This is a genomic window from Serratia sp. CMO1 (genome assembly GCF_015689115.1).
GTDB classification, from domain to species: Bacteria; Pseudomonadota; Gammaproteobacteria; order Enterobacterales; family Enterobacteriaceae; genus Serratia; species Serratia marcescens.
In genome coordinates this window covers 2,436,740-2,458,433 of sequence record NZ_CP065032.1, presented here as the reverse complement: position 1 = coordinate 2,458,433, position 21,694 = coordinate 2,436,740, and the positions used below count along the sequence as shown (strand labels likewise).

The 21,694-nt window shown below is 60.9% G+C and carries 16 protein-coding genes; 10 read left to right on the top strand and 6 right to left on the bottom strand.

Translation table 11 applies throughout. The features are described from left to right. Window positions 1–16: 16 nt before the first annotated feature. Both ggt and IT763_RS11720 read right to left on the bottom strand, forming a co-directional pair. Window positions 17–1,690: a gamma-glutamyltransferase gene (gene ggt, locus IT763_RS11725; protein ID WP_049299286.1), complete on the bottom strand. Its 1,674-nt coding sequence runs from the start codon at window positions 1,688–1,690 to the stop codon at window positions 17–19. Between the two features lie 161 nt (window positions 1,691–1,851). Next, window positions 1,852–2,715, bottom strand: a complete 864-nt coding sequence (locus IT763_RS11720; RefSeq protein ID WP_206194729.1) for a LysR substrate-binding domain-containing protein — start codon at window positions 2,713–2,715, stop codon at window positions 1,852–1,854. 143 nt (window positions 2,716–2,858) lie between these two features. Between IT763_RS11720 and IT763_RS11715 the strand changes: the two genes are divergently transcribed. Together IT763_RS11715 and IT763_RS11710 are read left to right on the top strand one after the other, a co-directional pair. Further along, complete coding sequence (locus IT763_RS11715) at window positions 2,859–3,998, top strand: agmatine/peptidylarginine deiminase (RefSeq protein ID WP_206194728.1); 1,140 nt, start codon at window positions 2,859–2,861, stop codon at window positions 3,996–3,998. 76 nt (window positions 3,999–4,074) lie between these two features. Beyond that, the gene (locus IT763_RS11710) at window positions 4,075–4,770 is read left to right on the top strand and encodes a bifunctional 2-polyprenyl-6-hydroxyphenol methylase/3-demethylubiquinol 3-O-methyltransferase UbiG (RefSeq protein WP_048797238.1); all 696 of its coding nucleotides are present in this window, start codon (window positions 4,075–4,077) and stop codon (window positions 4,768–4,770) included. Here IT763_RS11710 and IT763_RS11705 read toward each other — a convergent pair. Further along, window positions 4,767–5,435 (bottom strand): TetR/AcrR family transcriptional regulator, encoded by a 669-nt coding sequence (locus IT763_RS11705; RefSeq protein ID WP_228009708.1) that lies wholly within the window; start codon window positions 5,433–5,435, stop codon window positions 4,767–4,769. The two genes, IT763_RS11710 and IT763_RS11705, sit on opposite strands and share 4 nt — an antisense overlap. Before the next feature lie 82 nt (window positions 5,436–5,517). Here IT763_RS11705 and IT763_RS11700 point away from each other — a divergent pair, with 82 nt between their 5' ends. From IT763_RS11700 to IT763_RS11680, 5 genes are all read left to right on the top strand, one after another. Further along, window positions 5,518–7,032, top strand: a complete 1,515-nt coding sequence (locus IT763_RS11700; RefSeq protein ID WP_049299281.1) for an MDR family MFS transporter — start codon at window positions 5,518–5,520, stop codon at window positions 7,030–7,032. A 120-nt stretch (window positions 7,033–7,152) separates the two neighbouring features. Continuing rightward, complete coding sequence (locus IT763_RS11695; RefSeq protein WP_016927677.1) at window positions 7,153–8,295, top strand: efflux RND transporter periplasmic adaptor subunit; 1,143 nt, start codon at window positions 7,153–7,155, stop codon at window positions 8,293–8,295. Window position 8,296: 1 nt separating this feature from the next. Beyond that, window positions 8,297–11,434: an efflux RND transporter permease subunit gene (locus IT763_RS11690; protein ID WP_060445133.1), complete on the top strand. Its 3,138-nt coding sequence runs from the start codon at window positions 8,297–8,299 to the stop codon at window positions 11,432–11,434. A 1-nt stretch (window position 11,435) separates the two neighbouring features. Further along, window positions 11,436–12,878: an efflux transporter outer membrane subunit gene (locus IT763_RS11685; RefSeq protein ID WP_305792062.1), complete on the top strand. Its 1,443-nt coding sequence runs from the start codon at window positions 11,436–11,438 to the stop codon at window positions 12,876–12,878. A 157-nt stretch (window positions 12,879–13,035) separates the two neighbouring features. After that, window positions 13,036–13,389: a DUF1493 family protein gene (locus IT763_RS11680; RefSeq protein WP_176063138.1), complete on the top strand. Its 354-nt coding sequence runs from the start codon at window positions 13,036–13,038 to the stop codon at window positions 13,387–13,389. Window positions 13,390–13,396: 7 nt separating this feature from the next. Here IT763_RS11680 and IT763_RS11675 read toward each other — a convergent pair whose 3' ends face one another. Continuing rightward, window positions 13,397–13,966: a DJ-1/PfpI family protein gene (locus tag IT763_RS11675; RefSeq protein ID WP_004937978.1), complete on the bottom strand. Its 570-nt coding sequence runs from the start codon at window positions 13,964–13,966 to the stop codon at window positions 13,397–13,399. 336 nt (window positions 13,967–14,302) lie between these two features. Between IT763_RS11675 and IT763_RS11670 the strand changes: the two genes are divergently transcribed. After that, complete coding sequence (locus IT763_RS11670; protein ID WP_079452121.1) at window positions 14,303–15,292, top strand: ankyrin repeat domain-containing protein; 990 nt, start codon at window positions 14,303–14,305, stop codon at window positions 15,290–15,292. Window positions 15,293–15,360: 68 nt separating this feature from the next. Here IT763_RS11670 and IT763_RS11665 read toward each other — a convergent pair whose 3' ends face one another. Then, entirely contained in the window at window positions 15,361–16,635 is a 1,275-nt protein-coding gene (locus IT763_RS11665) for a Glu/Leu/Phe/Val dehydrogenase (protein ID WP_025302877.1), read from the bottom strand. Between the two features lie 618 nt (window positions 16,636–17,253). Between IT763_RS11665 and IT763_RS11660 the strand changes: the two genes are divergently transcribed. Both IT763_RS11660 and IT763_RS11655 read left to right on the top strand, forming a co-directional pair. Further along, window positions 17,254–18,711 (top strand): amino acid permease, encoded by a 1,458-nt coding sequence (locus IT763_RS11660; protein WP_206195434.1) that lies wholly within the window; start codon window positions 17,254–17,256, stop codon window positions 18,709–18,711. Between the two features lie 111 nt (window positions 18,712–18,822). Continuing rightward, window positions 18,823–19,443, top strand: a complete 621-nt coding sequence (locus tag IT763_RS11655; RefSeq protein WP_049299274.1) for a transcriptional regulator — start codon at window positions 18,823–18,825, stop codon at window positions 19,441–19,443. 50 nt (window positions 19,444–19,493) lie between these two features. Here the strand turns inward: IT763_RS11655 and IT763_RS11650 are convergent, their stop codons facing one another. After that, a complete protein-coding gene (locus tag IT763_RS11650; protein ID WP_049299273.1) occupies window positions 19,494–21,683 on the bottom strand; it encodes a TonB-dependent siderophore receptor in 2,190 nt (729 codons plus the stop codon). Between the last annotated feature and the right edge of the window lie 11 nt (window positions 21,684–21,694).

Sequence of the window (21,694 nt, the reverse complement as noted above, 5' to 3'; positions counted from 1 at the left end):
GCGGGCCGCCGGGGCGTTACTTTTTCACTACCAGGCCCACGCCGCGGCCACGCGGATCGGACGCGGTTTCCGGCGTGCGGCCATCGATGCGGATGACCTGAATATCCCCCATGTTCCAGCCCTGGTCTTCGAGGGTGTAACCCATGGCCTTCAGCTCGTCCGCCGGTTTGCCGGTCAGCGGCGCAAAGCTGTCATAGTAGACGGTGTCCTTCGGCAACAGCTGATGGTGCACGCGCTGGGCGGCCACCGCCTGCGCCAGCGGCAGGTGGTAATCGTAGAGGTTGTTGATCACCTGGAAGATCGAGGTGAAGATGCGTGAACCGCCCGGGGTGCCGATCACCAGGGTGACGTCGCCGTCGCGGGTGATGATGGTCGGGCTCATCGAGGAGAGCATGCGTTTGCCCGGCTCGATGGCGTTGGCGTCGCTGCCCACCACGCCGAAGGCGTTGGCGACGCCGGGTTTGGCGCTGAAGTCGTCCATCTCGTCGTTAAGCAGGAAGCCGGCGCCCTTGACCACCACGCCGCTGCCGAAGTCCCAGTTGAGCGTATAGGTATTGCTGACCGCGTTGCCGGCCGCATCGACGATCGAGAAATGGGTGGTTTGGTGGCTTTCCAGCCCCGGCCGCACCCGTTCGGTCGGCGAGATCGCCGTCGGGTTGATCTCGGCGGCGCGTTTTTGCAGGTAATCAGGGGCGATCAGCTGCGCTTCCGGCACGTTAGTGAAATCCGGGTCGCCAAGGTAGTCGGCGCGATCGGCGAACACGCGTTTTTCGATTTCCGCCAACAGGTGGATATAGCGCGCCGAGTTGAGCGGCACGCCCTTGAAGTCGGCCGCGCGATCTTCTTTGATCCCCAGCAGCTGCGCCAACGCAATGCCGCCGGAGCTGGGCAGCGGGGCGGTATACACGGTGTTGCCGCGCCAGCTGATGCGCATCGGTTCACGCCATTTCACCCGATAGTCGGCCAAATCCGCCGCGCCGATCAGCCCGTTGTCGCGCTGCATTTGCGCCACCAGCAGGCGGGCGGTTTCGCCGTGATAAAAATCGTCGGCGCCCGATTTGGCGATGCGCTCAAGGGTGGCGGCCAGCTCCGGCTGTTTGAACACCGTGCCGGGCTTCATGGCGCCGAAATAGTCGCCGAAGTTGGTTTTACCGGCGAACAGTTTGTTGGCGTCTTCACGGTACTGATACTGCTGGTCCGCCACGGTGAAACCTTGCCGGGCGTAACCTATCGCCGGCGTCAGCAGTTCGGCCCACGGCAGCTTGCCGAAACGCTTATGGGCTTCCCACAACCCCAGCACGGTGCCCGGCACACCGGCGGCGCGGCTGCCCACCAGGCTGAGATTTTCGATCACTTCGCCTTTCTCGTTCAGATACATGGTCTTGCCGGCGGCCTTGGGCGCCACTTCGCGGTAGTCGAGGAAATAGGGTTTGCCGTCGACGTACAACGTCATAAAGCCGCCGCCGCCGATATTGCCGGCTTCAGGGTAGGTCACCGCGAGGGTAAAGGCGGTGGCGACCGCCGCGTCGACCGCGTTGCCGCCGGCCTGCAGAATGTGCGCGGCGACCTTGGCGCCATACTGATCCGGGGCGGCGACCGCGCCGGCGGTCAGATCGGCGGCAAAGGCGGCGGGAACGGTGCAGGCAAGGGCCACGCTCAGAGCTATCGTTTTCAATAAACCGGCAGACATAGAAGATCCTTTTAGCGATGTTCAGTTATCAGGTGAATTCAACTAATTATTTTGAAACAGCAGGTTAGCGCGTTTTCTTCGGGTTGTTGCGACGCTTTATTGAAGGTAGCAGCGGTCAGGCGGGGCCGCCTGACCAGAGTAGCAAATCGTGACGTGGCGCGTTATGCGCCGGCGGACAGCGCCAACTGGAGCCATTGGCAGAAGTGCCGGGCGAGCGGATTGTGTTCGCTGTCGCGGTGCAGCAGCCACGCCCAGTTGGCGCCGCGCACGCGTTGCTCGGTTAACGGTTGCAGCAGCCCGACGTCGCGCGCATGTTGCGCCAGCAGTTGGCTGACCAACGCGATGCCGAGGCCATTGCAGGCGGCGTCCAGCAGCAGACCAGGATCGGAGAAGTTCAGCCCGCTGTCGCGTTGGCCGACGTGCGTGCCGCCCGCCACCGCCCAGTGGCTCCAGTCCATCTCACGTTCGCCGTGCAAGGTCACGCGCTGCTCCGGCGTCAACGCAAGCAGGCTGGGGTGGCAGGCGGGGTAGAGCCGGTCGGTACAGAGAACCTTGAAGGTGCAGTCCGCCTGCGCGCTGAGATCGTCGCGGATCGCCAGATCGATGCTGTCCGTCGCCATATCCGGCGGTTCAAAGCTGGTGAACAGCCACAGATCGATCTGAGGATGTCGCCGGTTGAAATCGCCCAGCCGCGGCGTCAGCCAGTGGCGGGCAAAGGCCGGGGTGGTGTTGACGATCAGCTGGTTGGGTTTGCGGTACTGATCCAAACGGCGAATGCCGACGGCCAGCTGTTGCAGCATCACCTGTGCGGTGCTGAACAGATCGTGGCCGGCGTCGGTCAGCGTTACGCTGCGGCCGGTGCGGAAGAACAGCGGCTGTTCCAGAAACGCTTCGAGGCTGCGGATCTGCTGGCTGATGGCCGACTGGGTCAGGTGCAATTCTTCGGCGGCCTGATGAAAACTGCCCAGGCGCGCCGCCGCTTCGAAACCGCGCAGGGCGCTCAAAGGAGGCCAGTGTTTTAACATTATCGATAAGCCTGTCTAATCAGATATCCACTAAATATATCGTTTGTCGCGGTGGCAGGGGAAGACTAGCATGGGATTCAAGCGCCGGAGCGTAAAGAAACCGGATAACCATTTGAATTTAAATTAATTTAAAGAGGCCATTTATGGCAACGCGTCGCACCTTTATCAAGCAGTTTTCGGCAGTGGCCGGCGTGGGTTTGGCGGCATCATTGGGCATTCCGTTACGCGGTCACGCGAAAGCTGCGCTTAACGCGGTCTGGCGCCTGCCCGACGAAGGGGAACCGCAGCAGCGGGCGTTTCTCGCGTTCGGCGCACAGCGTGCGATTTGGGGCGGGTTCACGGCGGACGTGCAGGCCGCGCAGGGGCGCATCGCCCGCGCCATCGCCGAGTTTCAGCCACTGACGGTATTTTGCCGCGCGCACGAACGGCAACTGGCGGAAGCGACCTGCGGCAGCCATAACGTCAGCTATGTCGTCACCGAGTTGGATGACATCTGGATGCGCGACATCGGCGCCAATTTCGTCTTCAACGACGCCGGTGCGCTGGGCGCGGTGGATTTCAACTTCAACGGCTGGGGCAATAAACAGCGACATGCCAAGGATGAGCGTCTGGCGGCGTTCGCCGCCAAAAAATACGGCGTCGCTCAACCGCGTCGCAGCGCGCTGGTAGGCGAAGGCGGCGGCATCGAAGTGGATGGGCACGGCACCGGCATCATGACCGAGAGCTGCTGGGTGAATGCGAACCGCAACCGGGGCTGGAGCCGGGAGCGGGTTGAGCGGGAGCTGAAAGCGATGCTCGGCCTGCGCAAAATTATCTGGCTGCCGGGCATTAAAGGCCGGGATATCACCGATGCCCACGTCGATTTTTACGCCCGTTTCGTGCGGCCGGGCGTGGTGGTGGCCAACCTGGATACCGATCCGGCCTCTTATGATCATGCGGTTACCCAGGCGCATCTGGCGATCCTCAAGACTGCGACCGACGCCGATGGCCGCACGTTGCAGGTGCATACGCTTTCGCCGCCGTTGGCACCGCGCGACAGCCGATTCAGCCGCCGCAATCCCGATTTCGCGGCGGGCTACATCAACTATTTCGTGATCAACGGCGCGGTGATCGCCCCTGAATTTGGCGATCCGCAGGCGGATAAGGCGGCGTTTACGCTGCTGTCGGCGCTCTATCCGCAGCGCAAGGTGGTACAGTTGGAGATCGACGCCATCGCCGCCGGCGGCGGCGGCATTCACTGCGTGACCAGCCAACTGCCGTTGCATGGCAAGCCAGAGCAGTGAATGTTCAAAAAATGCGCACGCGGTTGTTTGTCGCCCTAGGCTGTGGTTGGCTGAGTGGAAACATAAGGAGGCCATAATGAACGACTCCCCCTTGAGCATCCCCACCTGGTATCGCGATCCGCACGCAGAGCAGGCCATGGCGGAAGGCCATGCGCCTATCTGGCGGCATCTGCTAACTCTGGTGCCGGAACACGAACTGTCCGGCGTCAGGGTGCTGGACTTCGGCTGCAATCAGGGCGGTTTTCTGCGTCTGTTGCACCAAATCCGGCCATTTCGTGAAGGGCTCGGCGTCGATATCGCCCGCCAGTCCGTCGAACACGCCAACCGCCTGAAAGGAAACCTGCCGATCGGTTATCAAACCGACACGCGGCTGACGGGCTGGGATGACCATTTCGATATCGCCTTCAGCCATGAAGTCATCTACCTGATCGAAGATATCGCGCAGCATGCCGCCGATATGCTGCGGGCGCTGAAGCCGGGCGGCGTTTACTATGCGGTGACCGGTTGCCACACCGACAACCCGCTGTGGCCGCAATGGCGCGCAAGGGTAGCTGAACAGACGCATACCGTGGTGCAGGATCGCTCGCTGGATGACTATGCGCGCATTTTCTCCGGCGCGGGGTTCCAGGTTTCTGCCCGCAGGCTGGGTTTTTCCGGCTTCGTACCCTATGAGCCGGACGGTTGGATGCCGAATATCGCGGCGGCGATCGACTACTATTGGCACACCAAAACGGTGTTTCGGCTGGTTAAATCCCCAGAGCCAGTGAGTTAACGCGCCGGGCCGATGCCGTAGCGCAGCAGGGCGACGGCGTGGCGGGCGATATCTTCGGCGTTTAGCTGGCCTTTATCCCGTTCGCGCCGCCATTTGGGCGCGGTGGCCAGCGGCAGCAGCGTGATGCCGAACAGGGTGAAGAACAGCAGGGCAGGCTCGAGATCGGGATTAAGTTTACCCTGCGCCTGCCAGCGCGCGATGGCTTGCAGCGCGATCTGATGGCGTTCATTACCGAAGCGTTCATCCATGCGCTGTTTCAGCACGCCGCTTTCACTCATAACCTCCCGCAGCCACAGCGGGGCGAACCAGGGGTGTTCCAACGCGATGTCGATAAAACGTTGCGCCAGCAGGGTGAAGGCGGTGACGGGATCGTCCGCGTTGGCGTCGAATACTTCGCCGGCCATCTTGCGCACTGGCAGAAAGCGCTCCTCGATCAGCACGTCCAGCAGCTGATCGCGGTTATGAAAGTAGTAGTGCAGCATGGCCGGGGTGACGTTTGCCTCGCGCGCAATGGCGTTCAACGAGGTGTCTACGATCCCCTGGCGGGCAAACAGGTTCAGTGCGGTATCAAGCAAATGCTCGCGTTTGTCAGCCCCTTTGGCACCGCCGCTCGGCCGGCCGGGGCGGCGAGGCTTGGCGGGAGTTTGAACGTTTCGTGCTGTCATCGCGGTGAGATCCATTGACCGGAGAAAAGGATGACTCATATATTAATTATGCGATTAATTAATTACAAGTGAACTGACTCCGATGGAGATAGAAAACCCGACAATCCGGCCCGATCAGGGCGGGGCGCCAGCCAAGGCGCCTTCGCTCCCGTTGCTGTTTTCCGCGTTGCTGCTGGTGATGCTGCTGGCGGCGCTGGATCAAACCATTGTCTCCACCGCGCTGCCGACCATCGTCGGCGAGTTTGGTGGGCTTGAGAAACTGTCCTGGGTGGTGACGGCCTATCTGCTGTCTTCCACTATCGTGGTGCCGCTGTACGGCAAATTCGGCGATCTTTTCGGCCGCAAGATTGTGCTGCAAATCGCTATTTTGCTGTTTTTGCTTGGGTCGGTACTGTGTGGGCTGGCGCAAAATATGACGCAGCTGATTATGATGCGCGCGCTGCAAGGGTTGGGCGGCGGTGGGCTGTTGGTGGTCACCCTGGCGGTGGTCGGCGACGTGATCCCGCCGGCGGAACGCGGCCGTTATCAGGGGCTGTTCGGCGGGGTATTCGGCCTGGCCACGGTGGTGGGGCCGCTGATCGGCGGCCTGTTGGTGCAGCATTTTTCCTGGCGCTGGATTTTCTACATCAATCTGCCGCTGGGCCTGTTCGCCCTGCTGGTGATTGGCGCAGTGTTTCAGTCGCAGGTTAATCGAGTCCGGCATGAAATCGACGTCCTGGGCGCCGGTTACCTGGCGATGGCGCTCACCTGCATCATCCTGTTCACCAGCCAGGGGGGCACGGTAATGGCCTGGTCGGACGGCCAGCTGTGGTGCATTCTGGCCTTTGGCCTGGTGTCGCTGGGCGGCTTTATCTATGAGGAACGGCTGGCCGCTGAACCGATCATTCCCCTCGGGCTGTTTCGCAACCGCACCTTCGTGCTGTGCGGCCTGATCGGCTTTATCGTCGGCATGTCGCTGTTCGGCTCCGTGACTTTCCTGCCGCTGTATCTGCAGGTGGTGAAAGGCTCGACGCCATCGCAGGCCGGGATGCAGCTGCTGCCGTTGATGGGCGGCATTATGGCCAGCTCGATCATCAGCGGGCGGATCATCAGCAAACGCGGTAAATATCGCCTGTTCCCGATCGTCGGTACCCTGTGCGCGCTGGGGGCCATGACGCTGCTCGGCACTCTGACCAATAACACGCCGGTGCAGCAACTGTATCTGTATCTTTGCCTGCTGGGATTGGGGCTGGGCATGGTGATGCAAGTGATGATTTTGGCGGCGCAAAACAGCGTGGAGCCCCGACATATCGGGGTCGCGACGTCCAGCGCCACGCTGTTCCGCTCTATCGGCGGTTCGATAGGCGTGGCGGTGTTCGGGGCGATTTTCACGCAGGTGTTGCACACCCGTTTGGCGGCGCTGTTGCCGGAAGGCGCGCAGCTGCCGCGCTCGCTCGGCGCAGAAGCGGTGCACCATTTGCCGACGGCGCTGCAGCAGGATTACCTGCAGGCTTTCGGCGGGGCGATCCATTCGGTGTATCAAATTGCCGCCGGGGTGATGGCGCTGGCTTTTGCGCTGACCTGGCTCTTGAAAGACGTGCCGCTGCGGCACAAATAATCGCGATACCGGCCGGCTCAGCCCGACGGACTTTTACCGAATCCTTACGCAACCCTTTCAGAAGCGCATCGCGGCATTCGATATATTGAGAATAGTTATTCTCAATAGGATCGTATTGCAATGCAGAGGAAAACGCTTTTAGCGCTGGGGCTGTCGCTGTCGCTGGCCGCCTGCGATGGGCAAAACGCCGGCGCGCCGACGGGCGCAGGCGGTGAACGGGAGGTCGGCGTGGTCACGCTGCGCGGCCAGTCGGTGACCCTGAGCAGCGAGCTGACCGGCCGGGTCAACGCCACCATGACCTCCGACGTGCGACCGCAGGTCGATGGCATCATCAAGCAGCGGCTGTTTACCGAAGGGGCCGAGGTGAAAGCCGGGCAGGTATTGTATCAAATTGATCCCGCCAGCTATCAGGCCAGCTACGATCAGGCCGCCGCCCAGTTGAAAAACGCCCAGGCCACGGTGCAATCCACCCGGCTCAAATCGCAGCGCTATGCGGCGCTGGTGAAAGAAAACGGCGTTTCCAAACAGGACGCAGACGACGCCAAAGCCGCGTATCTGCAGGCCGTGGCGTCGGTGGCGCAGTATCAGGCGGCGCTGGAGACGGCGCGCATCAATCTCGGTTATACCCAGGTGCGTGCGCCTATCGCCGGGCGTATCGGCATCTCATCCGTGACGCCGGGCGCGCTGGTCACCGCCAGCCAGACCGATGCGTTGGCCACCATCCGCGCGTTGGATCCGATCTATGTCGATCTGACCCAGTCCAGCGCCCAGATGCTTAAGTTGCGACGCCAGCAGGCGGCGTTACAGCGCGGCGCGGTCACGCCGGTCGCCATCAAGCTGGAAGACGGCACGTCTTATGCCCACGCCGGCAAGCTGGAGTTGACCGAGGTGGCGGTGGATGAGGCCACCGGTTCGGTCACGCTGCGCGCGGTGTTCCCCAACCCCGAACATGAACTGTTGCCCGGCATGTATGTCCACGCCACGGTGGATAACGGCGTCGATTCTAAAGCCATTCTGGCGCCGCAGCAGGGCATCACCCGCAATGCCAAAGGGGAAGCCACCGCGTTGGTGGTGGACGAGCAAAATAAAGTGGCGCAGCGCACCGTCACCGCCGAACGGGTGGTGGGCAGCAACTGGCTGATCGGCAGCGGGCTGAACGAGGGCGATCGCCTGATCGTCGAAGGCACCAGCAAGGTGACGATCGGCGCGGCGGTGAAGCCGGTCGCCGTCTCGCTCGATAAAGCCCAACGCGGGGAGCAGTGATATGGCGCAGTTCTTTATCCGCCGCCCGGTGTTCGCCTGGGTGATCGCCATCATCATCATGCTGTGCGGCCTGATGTCGATCAATTCGTTGCCCATCTCGCAGTACCCGGACGTGTCACCGCCGCAGATTTCCATCTCCGCCACTTATCCGGGCGCGGACGCGGAAACGCTGGAAAACAGCGTCACCCAAGTGATTGAACAGCAGCTCACCGGTCTGGATGGCCTGCTGTATTTCTCTTCGACCAGCAGCTCCAGCGGCTCGGTCAGCATCGACGTCACCTTTGATCAGGGCACCGATCCGGATATCGCGCAGGTGCAGGTGCAAAACAAAGTTCAGCAGGCGGAAAGCCGCTTGCCGAGCGCGGTCACCGCCCAAGGCGTGACGGTCAAGAAATCCCAGAGCAGCTTTCTGCTGATCGTCGGGCTGTATGACGAGAACGACAAGGCGACGATGGCCGATATTTCCGACTATCTGGTCAGCAACCTGCAGGATCCGCTGTCGCGCATCGAGGGCGTGGGGGACGTGCAGGTGTTCGGTTCGGAATACGCGATGCGCATCTGGCTGGATCCGACCAGGCTGGCGAGCTATGCGCTGATGCCTTCCGACGTGCAGACGGCGATCGAGGCGCAAAACACCCAGGTGTCCGCCGGCAAGGTAGGCGATCTGCCGGCCGCCGCCGATCAGCAGCTGACCGCCACGGTGAAGGCGCAGTCGCGGCTGCAAACGCCGGAACAGTTTCGCAATATCATCCTGAAAAGCGACAGCAGCGGCGCGCTGGTACGGCTGGGCGACGTGGCGCGGGTTGAGCTGGGCAACGAAGATTACTCCGCCAGCGCGCACCTCAACGGCCACCCGGCGGCGGGGATCGCGGTCAAGCTGGCGGCGGGGGCCAACGCCCTCAACACCGCCAAGCTGGTGAAGGCCAAGGTGGCGGAATACCAAAGCGCGATGCCGCAGGGTTATAAGGTGGCTTACCCGAAAGACAGCACCGACTTTATCAACATCTCGATCGAGGAGGTGGTGAAAACGCTGTTTGAAGCGGTGGTCCTGGTGGTGGTGGTGATGTTCGTGTTCCTGCAAAACCTGCGCACCACGCTGATCCCGACCATCACCGTGCCGGTGGTGTTGCTGGGCACCTTCGGCGTGCTGGCGGCGTTCGGCTACTCGATCAATACCCTGACGCTGTTCGGCATGGTGTTGGCGATCGGGCTGTTGGTGGACGACGCCATCGTGGTGGTGGAAAACGTCGAACGCGTGATGCGTGAAGATAAACTGCCGCCGCGCGAGGCGACGGAGAAATCGATGCGCGAGATCACCGGCGCGCTGGTCGGCATCGCGCTGGTGCTGTCGGCGGTGTTTCTGCCGATGGCGTTCTTCGGCGGTTCCACCGGGGTGATCTACCGTCAGTTTTCGATCACCGTCGTCTCCTCGATGGTGCTGTCAGTCGTGCTGGCGTTGACCCTGGCGCCGGCGCTGTGCGCCACATTGCTGAAATCGACGCATGAAGAACAGACCGACAAAGGGCTGCTGGGTAAATTCAACCGCGGTTATAACCGGCTGCAGGAGAAGTACGCCGACAAGGTCGGCGGGGTGATCCACCGGCCGACGCGCTATCTGCTGCTGTACGGCCTGCTGCTGATCGCCACCGCCGTGATGTATCTGCGTTTGCCGACCGGTTTCCTGCCCAATGAGGATCAGGGTTCGGTGATGGTGCAGTACACCTTGCCGGCCGGCGCCACCAACGCCCGCACCTCGGCGGTGAGCGAGGCGGTCACTGCCTATTTCCTTGAGCAGGAAAAGGCCAACGTCAGCACCATTTTCACCATCAACGGCTTCGGTTTCAGCGGCAGCGGGCAAAACGCCGGCATGGCGTTCGTCAGCCTCAAAGACTGGAGCCAACGTGGCGGCAGCGAAAACACCGCCGACGCCATCGCCAAACGCGCCATGGCGCACTTCGCCTCGCTGCGCGACGCCCAGGTGTTCTCCATGAGCCCGCCGGCGATCGACGGCTTCGGCCAGTCCGACGGCTTCACCTTCGAACTGCAGGCCAAAGGGGCGACCACCCGCGCCGAGCTGCAGGCGATGCGCGATCAGATCGTCGCCGCCGCCGCCGGCAATCCATCGCTGTTGGCGGTACGCGCCAACACCTTGCCGGACACGCCGCAGCTGCAGGTGGAGATCGACAGCGGCAAACTGCAGGCGCTCGGTCTGAGCGCCGGCGACGTCAACAGCACGCTCAGCAGCGCGTTCGGCAGCACCTACGTCAACGACTTTATCGATCGCAACCGGGTGAAAAAAGTCTATATGCAGGGCGACGTAGCGTATCGCGCCAAGCCGGAAGATCTCGACAAATGGTTTGTGCGCGGCACCAACGCGGCGGGAGACAGCAGCATGACGCCGTTCTCCGCTTTTGCTTCCTCACACTGGATCTACGGCCCGGAAAACCTGTCGCGCTATAACGGGCTGTCGTCGTTCGAGATCACCGGGCAGGGCGCCGCCGGCGTCAGTTCCGGCACGGCGATGAGCGAGATGGAGAAACTGGCGGCGAAATTCTCCGCCGGCAGCAGCTATTCCTGGAGCGGGCTCTCCTATCAGGAGCGGCTGACCAGCGGCCAGGCGTCGTCGCTGTACGCCATTTCGCTCATCGTGGTGTTCCTGTGCCTGGCGGCGCTGTATGAGAGCTGGTCGATTCCGTTTGCGGTGATGTTGGTGGTGCCGATGGGCATCGTGGGTTCGCTGTTGGCAATCACGCTGCGCGGGCTGGAGAACGATATCTACTTCCAGGTGGCGCTGCTCACCATCGTCGGTTTGTCGGCGAAAAACGCCATTCTGATCGTCGAGTTCGCCGAGGAAATGCATCAGCGCGGTGAAACGCTGATTGGCGCGGCGGTTCACGCGGCGCGCATGCGCCTGCGGCCGATCCTGATGACCTCACTGGCGTTCACCGCCGGGGTTCTGCCGCTGGCGGTATCCAGCGGCGCCGGCGCCAACAGCCGCATCGCCATCGGTACCGGCATTATCGGCGGCACCCTTACCGCCACCGCATTGGCCATCTTTTTCGTCCCGCTGTTTTATGTGCTGGTGCGCCGCGTGTTTAGCCGCCGCTCCGCCAGCCGGCCGCCACAGGCAGGAGAATAACGTGTTGCAACGAGTCATGATGTTAACTTTGCCGCTGCTGTTGGCTGGCTGTATTTCGCTGGATCCTGATTATCAGCGGCCGACGGCGCCGATAGCGGCAACGCTGCCGCAGGGCGAGGCCGCCGGCAAGCAGGCGTTGAGCTACCCGGACATCGCCTGGCGCGACTATGTGCAGGACGCCAGGTTGCGCCAGGTGGTGGCGATGGGGCTGAGCAGCAGCCGCGATCTGCGCGAGGCGATCGCCAATATCGCGTCGGCGCGCGCGCTGTACGGTGAGCAGCGCGCGGCGCTGTTGCCGACGATCAACGCCACCGCCGACGGCAGTCGCGGACGTTCGCTGACCGGCAACGGCAATGCCACCGCCATCAGCCAGAGTTACGAAGCGCAGGCCGGCGTCAGCGCCTTTGAGCTGGATCTGTTCGGCAAAAACGCCAGCCTGTCGCGGGCGGCGTTCGAAACTTACCTGGCGAACTCGGAGGCGGCGAAAAGCACCCGCCTGACGCTGATCGCCGATATCGTCACCGACTGGGTGGCGGTGGCGGCCGAGCGCAGCAATCTGGCGGTGGCGCAGCAGACGATGGAAAGCGCCAAACGGTCGCTGGAGGTGACGCGCAAGAACCAGCAGCACGGGATTTCATCGTTGGTTGACGTGGCGTCGGCGGAGACCGTTTATCAACAGGCGCGATCGGACGCCGCCAGCTATGCGACCAGCGCCGCGCAGGCGAAAAACGCGCTGGATTTGGCGGTGGGGCAAAGCGTGCCGGAAAACCTGCTGCCCGGCGGCATCGACGCGCTGGGCAGGATCATGCGCGACCTGCCGGCCGGGGTTTCTTCGCAGGTGCTGCTGACGCGGCCGGACGTGCTGCAGGCGGAGCATAACCTGAAATCCGCCAACGCCAATATCGGCTCGGCGCGGGCGGCGTTCTTCCCGTCGATCAGCCTGACCGCCAGCGGCGGGGTGGGCAGCGGTGAACTCTCGTCGCTGTTCAGCCACGGCGCGGGCGTTTGGTCATTCGCCCCGAGCATCAGCCTGCCGATTTTCAGCGGCGGTTATAACACGTCGCAACTGAACTACAGCAAAGCGCAGAGAGATCTGTATGTCGCCACCTATGAGAAAGCGGTGCAGACGGCATTTCAGGAAACCGCCGACGCGCTGGCGCGCAAAGCCACGCTGCAGGAACAGCTGGCGGCGCAAACCGGCTATGTGGCGGCGGCGCGGCAATATTATCGTCTGGCCGAACTGCGCTACCGCCAGGGCGTGGACAGCTATCTGACCGTGCTGGACGCGCAGCGCACGCTGTATACGGCGCAGCAGTCGCTGATCGCCGCGCAGCAGACGGCGTACGACAATCAGGCGACCCTGTATAAAGTGTTGGGCGGCGGGGTTGCCGCCGAGCGGCAGGGGGATGGCGTCATCGCCGACAAGACGACGCTCAGCCGCTAACCGTCGACCGCGCGCGCCGCGAGTTGGGCGGCGCGCGGTTTACTTATGGAAAGTGTAAAGAAACGGAAAACCCGGCCGGTGGCCCGAACTCGCCGCGGCGAGCAGAGTCAGACAGATAATTGCATTCACCTTTTCTTCATATCGGCTCGAGGTCGTCATGGCAGAAGATATTCAGCAACAGGTCATAGCGCTTATCGCCGCCTTCAACGCGCCTGGGCGGCAGAAGAAGGGCGTGGCCATCACCCCGGAAACCGAGATCAACACCGCGCTCAGTCTGTCGTTCAGCGACTCCAACACGCTGATGCGCCGCTACTTCGACACCTTCGGCGTCGACAGCAGCAATTACAACCACGAGCTGTATTTCCAGCCGCCGAGCAATACCGGGCGCTGGTTTTCCCCCTCCGCCTGTAAAGAACACACCCGGCCGCTGTGCGTGTCCATGCTGGTGCGCTCCGCGCGCGCCAAACGCTGGCTGTACGACATCCATTTCCTGATCGAGCAGCTCCGTTAGCGCCGCGTTACTGCTCCAATACCTCGGCGAACTTCGCCAACCACTGCGGATGCGCCGGCCAGGCCGGAGCGGTGACCAGATTGCCATCGACGTGCGCCTGATCGATGCCGATCTCCGCATAATGGCCGCCGCCCAGCCGCACCTCCGGCGCGCAGGCCGGGTAGGCGCTGCAGGTGCGGCCTTTCAACACCCCGGCCGCTGCCAGCAGCTGCGGGCCGTGGCAAACGGCGGCGATCGGTTTTTTCGCGGCGTCAAACGCCTGCACCAGCGCGATCACGTCGGGATTCAGGCGCAGGTATTCCGGCGCCCGACCGCCAGGGATCAAGAGCGCATCGTAGTGCTCTTCTTTGGCGGCGGCGAAGTCGGCGTTCAGGGTGAAACGGTGGCCGGGTTTCTCGCTGTAGGTCTGCGCGCCGTCAAAATCGTGGATCGCGGTCTGAATGTAATCGCCGACGGCTTTGCCGGGGCATACGGCGTCCACCCAATGGCCGATCATCTGCAATGCCTGAAACGGCACCATGGTTTCGTAATCTTCGGCGTAGTCGCCGACCAGCATCAGGATCTTTTTCTTGCTCATGATCACAACTCCTGCAGAAAGGGGAATGCCTAAGGTATAGCCCAGCCCCCCCGGGAATGCGAACCGCAAAGTGCGGTGGAATACACGATATAAAAGCGTAAAAATTGAGTTGACTTTCTTGGCGAGAATAAAGGCCATAATTATCCAGGCGTTCTCATCAGTAATGAATTTGATTTTCGTTTGTTTCCTATGATAGAAAAACGGCTCCCCACTAAAATGGAAAGGAAATCTGTTAGCACGCTTCATACGAATACATAAGAATTCTGTGATTATTACCATTGCGTAATAATGGAAAGCACTTGTTTAATTTTTTTATTATTTTGAAGGAACAAAAAAATGCCTATTTTAAATCGCTGTGCCACAGCCTGCGCACTGGCGCTGAGCCTGCTGGGGAGCTCGGTTGCAGCACACGCTGGCGAACAAGAGGAACTCACCCAAAAACTGGATGAGTCGGTAATGACGTATGCTTACTCTAAGAGCAGTAGCGATATGGACACCATTAATGAACTGATCAAAAATGGCGCTCACCCCACTATTCAAACGGTATGGTATGCCGCCTATTACAAACAGCCGGCGCTGCTCGATCGTTTTCTTGATATGTCGGTGAATGTGAATCAAGCCATCAGTGACAATGGAGAAACCGTATTGTTGTCAGCGTTGGGAAATACCGACAAGTCTGAATTATCCGATGATGACCTTCACATTTTACAGAGCTTGCTAAAAGCGGGCGCCAATACCAATGTCATTGCGCAAGGGGGGACTAATACACCGCTTATTGCCGCCGCCCAAAGCCAAGGAGCCGCGCCCGCGTTGGTGAAACTGTTGCTGCAATTTGGTGCGGATGCCAAGCAGGTTACCCCGCAAGGATTCTCACCGATCATGGGGGAAGGGGCGGCTAATCTGGAGGTCATCAAACTGCTGGTAGCCGCCGGTACAGATCCTTATGGCGTCAGCAAGGTAGGATCAACGCCTTTGCACTTTGTTTGCACGCGGGATGCTTCCCAGGACGGCCAGCCGGACCCGCAAGCGGCGCAGCGTATCGCCTTGTTGCATAAACCCGGAACCTCTATCGATGCTCAACCGCCCCAGCAACAGGCCTGGCCTGTTGGCACACCGCTGCTGGAAAGCCTGACCAGCAATAATCCTGACTGCGTCAAGGCGTTGTTGGCTGCAGGTGCCGATAAAGATGCGCTGGCTTTCCCGGCAGAGTATGTGGCAGCAGATCCAAGCGTAAAAGGTAAAACGGTTCGTCAGAATATACTCGGGGCGGCAGAAAAATATCCCGACCTGTATTCGCCGGAAATCGTGGCCTTGTTTCAAAAATAGGTGAAAACGAAAAAGGGGGCTTTCGCCCCCTGATAAAATGGCCCGCTCGCAGGCCAAATAAGCCGGTATCAACCTGGGTAGATGCCGCGCTCTTTACGTGCGGTCAGGATGCGCTCACAGGCCACGATGTAAGCGGCGGTGCGCAGGCTGCACTCTTTCTCGGCCGCCTTGTTCCAGACGTGGACCATCGCGTCGGTCATGATCTTGTCCATACGCTCGTTGATCTCGGACTCGCTCCAGAAGTAGCTCGCCATGTCCTGCACCCACTCGAAGTAACTGACCGTTACGCCGCCGGCGTTACAGATAACGTCCGGAACCACGGTGATGTTACGGGAACGCAGAATGTCGTCCGCTTCCGGGAAGGTTGGGCCGTTAGCCCCTTCCAGCACCAGTTTGGCGCTGAGGATTTCAGCGCGCTGACGGGTGATCTGGCCTTCCAGCGCCGCAGGGATCAGGATGTCCATGTCGACCGACCAGAACGCTTCGCTCTCGATCTCGCTGGCGCCAGGGAAGCCGGCGATCTGCTTGTGCTTGGCCTGGTATTCGGTCAGCGCCACCAGGTCAATGCCGTCGGCGTTGAACAGGGTAGCGGAGTGGTCCTGGATGGTGACGACGCGCGCGCCGACGCCGACGAACAGACGGGCCGCTTCGCTGCCCACGTTACCGAAGCCTTGTACCGCCACTTTGGCGCCTTCGATCTGCACGCCCAGACGCTTGGCCACTTCGCTGCCGGTGACGAACACGCCGCGGCCGGTCGCTTTCTCACGGCCCAGGGAGCCGCCGAGGTGGATGGGTTTGCCGGTGACCACGCCGGTGATGGTGGTGCCGTGGTTCATGGAGTAGGTGTCCATCATCCAGGCCATCACTTTGGCGTTGGTGCCGACGTCCGGCGCAGGAATGTCTTTCTGTGGCCCGATGATGAAGCCGATTTCACTGGTGTAGCGGCGGGTCAGTCGCTCCAGTTCACCTTCAGACAGTTTGAACGGGTCGACGCGGATGCCGCCCTTGGCGCCGCCGTACGGCAGGTTGACCGCGGCACACTTGATGGTCATCCAGGCGGACAGGGCCATCACTTCGTTCAGATCGACGTCAGGGTGGAAGCGGATGCCGCCTTTGCCCGGCCCACGCGACAGGTTGTGTTGTACGCGGAAACCTTCGAAGTGACGGATGGTGCCATCGTCCATCTGCAGCGGGATATCGACAATCAAAGCGCGCTTAGGGTGACGCAGCGTATCAACCCAGCGTGACAGGTCGCCGAGGTAAGGGGCGACGCGATCGATTTGTTGCAGATATGTAGCCCAAGCGGTGGTGCTGCTGTCTGAAGCGTAGGATAGCTTTTCCATAACCAACCTTTATATATTAGAGGTATTTATTTCGTTTAACCGTGGATTAGCAAGCGCATAACACTTTGCGACGCTAAATTTACCACTAATTATGCCGGTTGTTAGCCCCCCTCTCATCGGGCCAGCGGACGGTTTTTCGCCGCCTGCAGAGCGGTAAATGAATAGTTAATTACTTTTTGTCGGCGGTGAGCGATCACATGCATAATTTATGCATATAAAGCGCATAAAAACCCTTTTTATCTATTTTTCAGAAGCTTGAATGTGATCAAAAAGTTTCATTTTATTTAACTGCCATGTTGACAATGGCATTTCCCCTCGCCAGAGTTAAATTAATGTTAAAACGGCTCCGGCGTCGTTTTTTTGTTGCACAAGGGAAAGTATAACCATTTGATATTGTAGTGTTTACCCACCACGCTCAGGCTTTGTACGCCAAACGTGGGCGATACGACGGCTCACGAGAGCATTTTCTTGGTACCCATTATTATTACCTCCCTGTCACAACGGGGCGGGCAGCGTTTGGTCTCAATTTTTTGCCGGTTAGAGCGCCCGCGGGCGTTTCATTCCTGCTGCAACCGCGCATCGGTTGCTTAATCGCCTTAACGACGGACAGGTAACACCATGACAAAAAACCACTGCGATCGGCTGAGCCCAGGTTCAGCCGAGGGGCCTCACTGTGCCCAAACTTTGCAGCGCGGGCTGAGCGCGCGCCACATTCAACTGATTTCGATCGGCGGCGCCATCGGCACCGGGCTGTTTATGGGCGCCGGGAAAACCCTCGCGCTATCGGGCACCTCCATCGTACTGACTTACGCCATCGTCGGCTTTTTCATGTTCATGGTCATGAGGGCGATGGGGGAACTGCTGCTCACGCGGCTCGATTACCGCTCATTCGCCGATTTTGTCTCCGAATATCTGGGGCCGCGCGCCAGCTTTTTTCTCGGCTGGTCCTACTGGCTGAGCTGGGTCGTGACCTGCATTGCCGACGTGGTGGTGTGCGGCGGCTACGTGCAATATTGGCTGCCAGACGTCTCGCCCTGGTTGCCGGCGCTGCTGACGCTGGGGTTTCTGTGTCTGTTCAACATGCTGTCGGTCAAGATGTTCGGCGAGGCCGAATTCTGGTTCGCGATGATCAAGGTGGTGGCGATCGTCGCGTTGATCGCCACCGGCGCCTGGATGGTGTTCAGCGGCTGGACTTCGCCGGACGGCGTGACCGCTTCGCTGCATAACGTCACCGATCCCGCCATTTTCATGCCGCACGGCATCTTCGGCTTTTTCGCCGGTTTCCAGATCGCCATTTTCTCCTGCACCGGCATCGAGCTGCTGGGCACGATGTCGGCGGAGACCAAAAACCCCGAGAAGGTGCTGCCGAAGGCGATCAACGCGATCCCGGCCCGCATCATCGTCTTCTACGTGTGCTCGATGCTGACCATTATCGCCGTCACCTCATGGAGCCACATTTCGCCGGACAGCAGCCCGTTCGTGATGCTGTTCGAGCGGGCGGGGCTGCCGGCCGCCGCCGCGGTGATCAACTTCGTGGTGCTGACTTCGGCGATGTCCTCGGCCAACAGCGGGGTGTATTCCAGCACCCGCATGCTATACAGCCTGTCGATGGAAAAGCACGCCCACGGTCAGTTCCGCATTCTGTCGCGCACCACGGCCATTCCGATCCGCAGCCTGCTGTTTTCCTGCTTCTGCATGGTGGCCGGCACCTTGCTGCTGGTACTGGTGCCGAACGTCATGACGCTGTTCACCATCGTCTCTACCGTGGCGGCGATCCTGGTGGTTTACAGCTGGGGCATGATTTTGGTCGCCTACCTGGTGTATCGCCAGAAGCGGCCGGATCTGCACGCCGCTTCGCACTTCAAAATGCCGGGCGGGGTAGCGATGGCCTGGCTGACGCTGGCATTCTTCGCCTTTACGCTGGTGCTGATGGTGTTCGATAGCGATACGCTGATCGCGCTGTGCAGCATGCCGCTGTGGTTTACCACGCTCGGCCTGATCTGGCGTTATCGGGTCCGCGACAGCGTGGCGCGCGAGAGCTACGTGTTTTATCGGCGTGGCGCCGAGGCGGAATAACCGGCGAAGGATGCGCCGCTTGCCGCCGCTCCACTCGGCAAGCGGCGGCAACTGCGGTATGCTAAGCAGCTGAACAGCCAACCAAACCGGGCCATACGGAGATACCCCAGCGTGCCGAACTCTTCTTCTCAACTCGAACTTTTGCGCTCGGTCGCTGACGGCATCGCGGCGCTGTTTTTCCCGAATGCGGAAGTGGTGATCCACGATCTGGCCACCAACAAGATTGCCTATCTGGCGAACAACCTGTCAAAGCGTAAACCGGGCGACGACGCCGGGCTGGAAGACTTCGAGCTCGATGGCGGCGCCGGCGTGAGCGGCCCCTATGAGAAGCTGAACTGGGACGGCAAAAAGATGCGTTCGGTGAGCATTGCCGCACGCGACGAGCAGGGCAAGCCCAGCTATCTGCTGTGCATCAACCTGAGCACCGCGATGTTCGAGGACGCCCGCAACGCGCTGGACATGTTCCTGTCGGTCACGCGGCTGCAACCACAGCCACAAGAGCTGTTCAAAGACGACTGGCAAGAGAAGATCAATACCTTTCTGCATGACTGGCTGCGCCGCGAAAACGCCGCGCTCGGCGCGCTGAGCCGCGAACAGAAACGGCGGCTGGTCAGCGATCTTTATCATCAGGGCGCGTTCAAGGCCAAAAGCGCCGCGGACTACATCGCCAACGTGCTGTCGATGGGGCGCGCCACGGTGTACAAGCACTTGCGGGAATTGAAACAGGAGTAAAGGCGGCGGGAAAGGCGGAAGAAAGGGGCGGCGATGGCCGCCCCTTGTCGTTACCAGCGGTAGTTGACCGAAGCGATAATGCTGCGGCCGCTGCCGTAGAAGCAGGCGTACTCGCCGCTGCAGGATGAAACGTATTTCTTGTCCGTCAGATTCTGCACGTTGAGCTGGAGCGCCGCGCCGCGCAGCGCCGACGAAGCCTGGCCGAGGTCATATTTCACCATGGCGTCGTACAGCGTGTAGTGCGGCACGTCGTACTGGCCGGTGGCGTCGGCCGGCGCATCGCCGATGTAACGCACGCCGCTGCCGACGGTCAGGCCGTTCAGCGCGCCGCTCAGGAAGCTGTAGCTGCCCCAGGCGGATGCCGCGTGGCGCGGGATGCCCGCCGGGCTGTGGCCGATTTCGTCCGCCGAGTTGGAGTCTTTGGTCACGACGTCGGTGTAGGTATAGGCGGCGGTCAGCTTGATCTCCGGCGTTGGTTGGGCGTGCACTTCCGCCTCAATCCCTTTGGATTTCACCTCCCCGATCTGCTCATAGGCGGAGGTGAGACGGTTGTAAGACGCCACATTGCGCTGGGTAATGTCGAACCAGGAGAGGGTCAGCAGGGTATTGCCGCCCGGGATCTGGTACTTCACGCCCACCTCGGTTTGTTTGCCGGTGGTCGGCTTGAGCGGATCGGCGCCCGGCGCGCTTGGGTACAGGTTAGGATCGAACGAGGTGCTGTAGCTGACATACGGCGAAATGCCGTTGTCGAAAGCGTAGAGCAGGCCCGCGCGGCCGGTGAACTGGGCATCGTTGTAGGTCTGTTCCTTTCCGCCGCTGGTGCGATCGCGGGTGTTGACCTGTGACCAGTCCTGACGGCCGGACAGCAACAGATTCCAGTTATTCCACTCCAGTTGGTCCTGCAGATACACCCCGATCTGATTCAGCGTCTTCAAGTCGCTGGAAGCCAGCGCCAGCGTGCTGCCATCGATGCTGGGGCGAACCGGGTTGGCCCAGTCGATCGGGTAATCGTTGCCGCGATCGCGATACATTTTATAATCGCTATGGCTGTAGCGGTAATCCAGCCCGCCCAGCACGGTGTGTTTCACTTCGCCGGTATCGAACAGGCCCTTCAGCTGGTTATCCACGCCAAACTCGTTGGTCATCTGCGTTTCATGCTGCGCCATGCGGGTGACGGTGTGGTCGTTGATCTTCGAGTTTACGTTATAAACCAGATACTTATAGTCTTCATCGCGGTGGGTGAAGCGCAGGTTCTGGGTAAACGACAGCGCATCGCTGAAGTTGTGCTCGAGGCTGTAGCCGATCGACGCCTGCTCGCGCCGCGACTTGTTGAAGCTGGGTTCGCTGACGTTGAAGTCATAGGGCACGTAGCCCGCGCTGGTCGGGAACAGCGTGCCGGCGCGCGGCAGGAAGTTGCGCGACCCGGCTTTCGGATCGTTCTGGTAGCTGGTCAGCAGCGTAAAGCTGGTGTCTTCGTTCGGCAGCCAGGTGAAGGCCGGGGCGATGGCCACCCGTTGCTGCTTGCTGTCTTTGACAAACTCGTGTTCGGTTCGGGCGATACCGTTCAGGCGATAGAACAGGGTGTTGTCGTCGTTGAGTTTGCCGCCGAAATCGAACGCCGTTTCCGCCAGATGGCGGTTGCCGGTGCTGAATTTGACTTCGTGAATGCTCTGGGCGGTAGGGCGTTTACTGGTCATCACCACCACGCCGCCGGGGCTGACCTGGCCGTACAGCACCCCGGCCGGGCCGTGCACCATCTCCACGCGCTCCAGCAGCCAGGGGTCGATCTGCCCGGCACCGCCATTTTGGCTCGAGAGGCCAAAGTGCAGACCGTCGAGCAGTTTGGGCGCATAGCGGAAGCCGCGGCTGATCACTTCGTCATTGCGGTTGGAGTTGCCGCGGTAGGTGGTGATCACCCCGCTGGTGTAGTTCAGCGCGTCGGCGACCGACGCCGGCTCCTGGTCGTTCATTTGCTCGCGCGTGACCACCGAGATGGACTGCGGCGTCTTGCGCAGAGAGGCGGCGGTCTTGGTGCCGGCGGCGCTCTCTTTGGCGACGATCCCTTTGACCGGCGCGGTCACGCTATTTTGCGCGTCGGCGGTCACCAAAATCGTTTCGTCCGCTGCCGCAGACGCATGTTGCGCCAAGGGCAATAACGCCAGCGCCGATCCCAGCAACAGACGCCTGGCGGACATCGCCTCCGCATTCCCGTTAGCTATCCCTTTGTTTTTAATCTTCATTATCTCTCCTG

Coding starts and splice junctions, on each gene's coding strand:
- ggt (WP_049299286.1), bottom strand. CDS start 1,690: ATGTCTGCCGGTTTATTGAAAACGATAGCTCTGAGCGTGGCCCTTGCC.
- IT763_RS11720 (WP_206194729.1), bottom strand. CDS start 2,715: ATGTTAAAACACTGGCCTCCTTTGAGCGCCCTGCGCGGTTTCGAAGCG.
- IT763_RS11715 (WP_206194728.1), top strand. CDS start 2,859: ATGGCAACGCGTCGCACCTTTATCAAGCAGTTTTCGGCAGTGGCCGGC.
- IT763_RS11710 (WP_048797238.1), top strand. CDS start 4,075: ATGAACGACTCCCCCTTGAGCATCCCCACCTGGTATCGCGATCCGCAC.
- IT763_RS11705 (WP_228009708.1), bottom strand. CDS start 5,435: ATGACAGCACGAAACGTTCAAACTCCCGCCAAGCCTCGCCGCCCCGGC.
- IT763_RS11700 (WP_049299281.1), top strand. CDS start 5,518: ATGGAGATAGAAAACCCGACAATCCGGCCCGATCAGGGCGGGGCGCCA.
- IT763_RS11695 (WP_016927677.1), top strand. CDS start 7,153: ATGCAGAGGAAAACGCTTTTAGCGCTGGGGCTGTCGCTGTCGCTGGCC.
- IT763_RS11690 (WP_060445133.1), top strand. CDS start 8,297: ATGGCGCAGTTCTTTATCCGCCGCCCGGTGTTCGCCTGGGTGATCGCC.
- IT763_RS11680 (WP_176063138.1), top strand. CDS start 13,036: ATGGCAGAAGATATTCAGCAACAGGTCATAGCGCTTATCGCCGCCTTC.
- IT763_RS11675 (WP_004937978.1), bottom strand. CDS start 13,966: ATGAGCAAGAAAAAGATCCTGATGCTGGTCGGCGACTACGCCGAAGAT.
- IT763_RS11670 (WP_079452121.1), top strand. CDS start 14,303: ATGCCTATTTTAAATCGCTGTGCCACAGCCTGCGCACTGGCGCTGAGC.
- IT763_RS11665 (WP_025302877.1), bottom strand. CDS start 16,635: ATGGAAAAGCTATCCTACGCTTCAGACAGCAGCACCACCGCTTGGGCT.
- IT763_RS11660 (WP_206195434.1), top strand. CDS start 17,254: ATGACAAAAAACCACTGCGATCGGCTGAGCCCAGGTTCAGCCGAGGGG.
- IT763_RS11650 (WP_049299273.1), bottom strand. CDS start 21,683: ATGAAGATTAAAAACAAAGGGATAGCTAACGGGAATGCGGAGGCGATG.